This is a genomic window from Planococcus wigleyi (assembly GCF_014836985.1).
GTDB lineage: Bacteria > Bacillota > Bacilli > Bacillales_A > Planococcaceae > Planococcus > Planococcus notacanthi.
Genome location: NZ_JACSPU010000015.1, coordinates 1 through 4091 on the forward strand (window position 1 = coordinate 1; position 4091 = coordinate 4091).

General features: G+C 41.7%; 5 protein-coding genes. All 5 read right to left on the reverse strand.

What is annotated here, in order from left to right; translation table 11 throughout:
- Nucleotides 1–262: 262 nt before the first annotated feature.
- The 5 genes from H9630_RS18705 to H9630_RS18725 all read right to left on the reverse strand — a co-directional run bounded on the left by H9630_RS18705 (nt 263) and on the right by H9630_RS18725 (nt 3809).
- Nucleotides 263–475: a DUF6366 family protein gene (locus H9630_RS18705; protein ID WP_191716986.1), complete on the reverse strand. Its 213-nt coding sequence runs from the start codon at nt 473–475 to the stop codon at nt 263–265.
- Nucleotides 476–482: 7 nt separating this feature from the next.
- On the reverse strand, nt 483–659 hold the full coding sequence (locus H9630_RS18710; RefSeq protein WP_191716987.1) for a hypothetical protein: 177 nt from the start codon (nt 657–659) through the stop codon (nt 483–485).
- A gap of 2 nt (nt 660–661) precedes the next feature.
- Entirely contained in the window at nt 662–958 is a 297-nt protein-coding gene (locus tag H9630_RS18715; RefSeq protein ID WP_191716988.1) for a hypothetical protein, read from the reverse strand.
- On the reverse strand, nt 958–1920 hold the full coding sequence (locus H9630_RS18720) for a protein rep (protein WP_225218658.1): 963 nt from the start codon (nt 1918–1920) through the stop codon (nt 958–960). The genes H9630_RS18715 and H9630_RS18720 overlap by 1 nt, the downstream gene beginning before the upstream one ends.
- Nucleotides 1921–2441: 521 nt before the next feature.
- Nucleotides 2442–3809 (reverse strand): plasmid recombination protein, encoded by a 1368-nt coding sequence (locus tag H9630_RS18725; protein WP_191716990.1) that lies wholly within the window; start codon nt 3807–3809, stop codon nt 2442–2444.
- Between the last annotated feature and the right edge of the window lie 282 nt (nt 3810–4091).

A 4091-nucleotide genomic window follows, 5' to 3' on the forward strand; every position in this document is an offset into this window, starting at 1 on the left:
CCCCATCCCAAAAGCTCCCCCCAGCCCCCTCAATTTTGAGGGGGAGTTCCCTCGCCGGTAGGCAGGTTCTCACGGTGGACGTGAGAACCAGAGACAGGGTGCAGATCGACTTCACGTATCCACTCCTTAAATTCCTTCCACTGCGTTCCAGTCAGACATTTACCGTGGACACTTACCGTCAATCTACTGCTCTGGCCAAATAAAAAAGGAGAGTAGCGAATGCCCTCTCCCTTTTTCACATATCCAGTTATTTGCCAACACTTCAACGGAAAAACAGACTATAAACAACGTAGCCTATAATCAACACTATGATTAATAGCGCCATTCCTTTCCAACCCATATCACCAGAAATGTCCTGCAAATTACCGCTTTCTCCTCTGCTCATTCCATCTCGCAAAGAACCCGTAGGATTATTTTTTAATTCTTTTTGTCTTAAACGTTCTCTTTGTTCTTCTGGTCTTTCTTTCGAACTCATAAGATGGTCACCTCCTTTTTTTGGGGTCACTTTCTTTCTTGAATACCATCGCTAATACATCAAGCCGTTTCGTAATTTCCTCATCCGGCAGATGTTTTTCCAACAGCGAAAGAATCGAATCCAATTCCACTTGCGTAAATCCCAGGTACACCCGGTTATTTTCAATTCGGTCAAATTGAATCATAATCAGACCTCCGTCTCCAAAAGTTCTGCCATTATCCTTTTCAATCTCGCAAGTGCAATGTCATCCATCTCATACCACAATTGCAACATCGGCATTTCATCTAAAGTAAAAACCAAAAAACTTTCATGGAATTCATCCATTTCTTGAATATAAACTCTATCTTCAGCTAAATCATGCAGAGCAACATAGCACTCTATGTCATGACAATCTTCATCTTTATTCTTAAATTCAACAATATTTTCATCTAGCAGCCCCACTAAAGTTTGTGTTTTTGGGTTGTAATAATAATCTTTCCCCATTACTCCACCCCATCACTTTCTTCGATGAGTTCTGCCTGTTTGTTGAATTCCTCAAACTCTTCTGGAGACAACTCACGCAACTTGCTGTCGTATTTCGAGCCTTTCCAAAGTGAACGGAGCAAATGCGTATAGACATCCTCGTTTTTTTCTTTTAATCGGTCTAAATCGCCTTTTTCGTACTTTTTGGCGTAATCGCTCATCATTCCGGAAAACACCAGCAATTGACGCCCTTTCAAGGCTTTATAGAACGTGTCAAATACAGTTTCGCTGTGGTATAAGTCGCTTCCCTTTGCCGAATACTTCGCAATTTCCAAGACCGCATTGGAATTGGCAGAATCCTGAACTTTCTTGACGTCTACTTGCGTAATCGACTTGTCTTCCATGCATTCTTGCCACATTTCCAACCATTTTTTCTTGCTGATGAAATCGCTTGGCTTGTTAAAATAGCTTTTGTTCACGACCACAATCGCATGGACGTGAGGATTGTATGTATTGTAAGTCGGATTCGGATCCCCGACCTTCAACCCACGCATTTCAAAATAATCCTTCTTACGCTTGAAAACTTTTTCCGTAATGTATTGTTCCTGGTCTGTCGTCACTTCAATTTTCCGAACGTAGCCTTTCACCACACGCTGTACGTTCCGTCTTCGAAATAATTTACTGACTGCTTTGTTGAACCGGTCCAGTTCCTCGATTAATTCCCCAGCTCCACAGTTAGGCGAAGTCAGCGTCAGAAATAAAAATTCCTTGCCTTCGATTTCCTTCACAGCTTTCAACATAACTGATAGTTTGATGGCATCTTTTTTCGCCGTTTTCCATGTACAGATAGGACAGAACCGATTTTCACAAGCATTGGTCTTATGCACTCGCTTCACGCTCATTTCTGCATTGGTTAGATGCGAAATATAATCGCTACAGGTTTCGAACCGCACAATCGATTTGATCGGCACATGTTTTTCCATGTACGCGGCTCCTTTTCGATTTAAATCTTTTTTTGGCGCGTATTTTTCTGTTATATCTTTGCCAAGCTTGGTTTGCTTAAAGGCTTTTTTGTTGTTTATAGTATCTTGATTTTTGGGCATAAATGTTGTAAAGTCACAAGTGAGCAATATAAATTTAATAAGTCCAAAGTGACTTGTCCTCCCCTCTGATTTTAAACTTTTGTGTGGTAACTTAAGCTTAACTTTCAGACGGAAAAAGGGCAAGTCTCTTTTTTTTGGATTCGTATCCTTTAAATCACTGTTTTTTAAGAGCGAAAACCCTTGAGGGCGTAAGAGCGAAGACCTACTAACGTCATTATTTTCGCGCGAAAATAATGACGTTAGTTATCAAGATAGAAAAAACACACAAAAAAAGCCCCCAAAAACGGGCTTTTTTTCAGTTCAAAAACACACAAAAAAGCCCCTTCGGATTCAGGAGATCCAGGGGGCTTTTTTATACATCGTCTTCAAAAGAAATCACTTGTGGTTTTTTTTTTTTTTTTTTATCGTTCGTGTTCCATTTCTTTTGGTCTTCTTTTCGGCACAGCCATTTTCTCTTTTTCTGCTTCTTTCTGTTTCTGCTCTTCTTGTTCTTTCTTCAAATCGAAAACAGCTTTTGCTCCTGCTCGTTCTTCTTCGGGAACAGCCGTCATCAATTTTTCAGTTGGTGCTTTCTTAAATTCGTGAGTTAAAGCTGCAGCTCGAACCTTGCCGATAAAATCGACCATATTCTCCCGACTGACTTCGAGAAACTTCTGAGAGTTCTTTTTGAGCAAATGCACCATGTCATTCAAATAGCGAATGGTTTTCTCTTGAAGCTCGTTTGTCTTCTGCAAACGTTCGTTTTGCCGTTTCAATTCTTCATTTTCCGTTTTCAGCTCCGTATTTTCTTCCTGCAATTCCTGTTTTTCATGAACGCTAACGCTTAAATCACGCTCAAGCGTCTTATTTTGCGTTTTAAGGGCTTCAGAAGCCCTCGCTAGGGTTTTCATACTCTCGAAGTCCTCAACGGGCATTTTGACGTTCTTACGGTCAAATACGCCTGCTTTTTCGGCTTCTATGCTTTCAATCGACTTGGAGGACTCAACCGCCTTCACAAGCTCTTGAACGCCCTTCTGAAGCTTTTCACGTTCTGCCGTGTATTTCTTCTCCAAATCCACGATTTTTGTATCTAATTCCTGTATCTGCTCTTTTTTCTCTTTGAAATCATTCACGTCTTTAAATTCGTTCGTTCCGACCAATTCCCGTTCGATGCCGCGCTCTTTGAGCATCTTTTCTAGCAATAGCACTTCACGATTGCGCCAGTCATCAAATGGGCGCTCTTTGTTGAGGGTTTGATCCTGTTGCAAAATGGCCTTATCAAACGATACCTGTTTATCCATCCCTCTTTTATATCCAGTCGCTACCGGCACAAAATTCAAGTGCATGTGTGGCGAAGCCTCGTCATTGTGAATGACCGCATTATAGATTTTGAGATTTGGATTTCGTTCTTCGAATTTGTCGAACCACTCTTTCAGAATTTCATTGGCCAACTTCTGATTTTCCGGATTATCTTGAAAGTGGTCACGATCCCCGACCTGCAAAATCATTTCTTGCTGCAAGCTCGTTTTTTTGCTGGCTTTCACTTGATCATAATAGTTTTTGATTTTCCGATCGTTGCGCTTTTGTTTGTCGTTGTAATCTGATTGCGCTTGTCCAAATTCCTCTTTGTACAATTCCTTCAAGCTTCGTTCGACCAGATAGACATTGTCAGCTGAAAGGGAAAAATCAATATGCGAATTCTGCTCTTTTTCTTTGTCATTGAATTTCCGATTATTGTGTTTGATGTTCGTTTTTGCCGTGTCTTTTTTCAATGAAATACTCATACCCATACGACTCACCCCATTACCACAATCCTACCATAAACGTTTGTTACTTTGCCAAAGTAACATTTTCTGTATAGTGACACGTTGTGTGCACTATGAAAATGCTCTCCGAGGGTAAAAGCCGTTGGGCGACTCGCCCAAATGCCTGCCGCTGCCAGTCAAACAAACCTTGGGCGTTGCCCAAACCCACGAGGGAAAAACTTCCCCTCGACCCCATCCCAAAAGCTCCCCCCAGCCCCCTCAATTTTGAGGGGGAGTTCCCTCGCCGGTAGGCAGGTTCTCACGGTG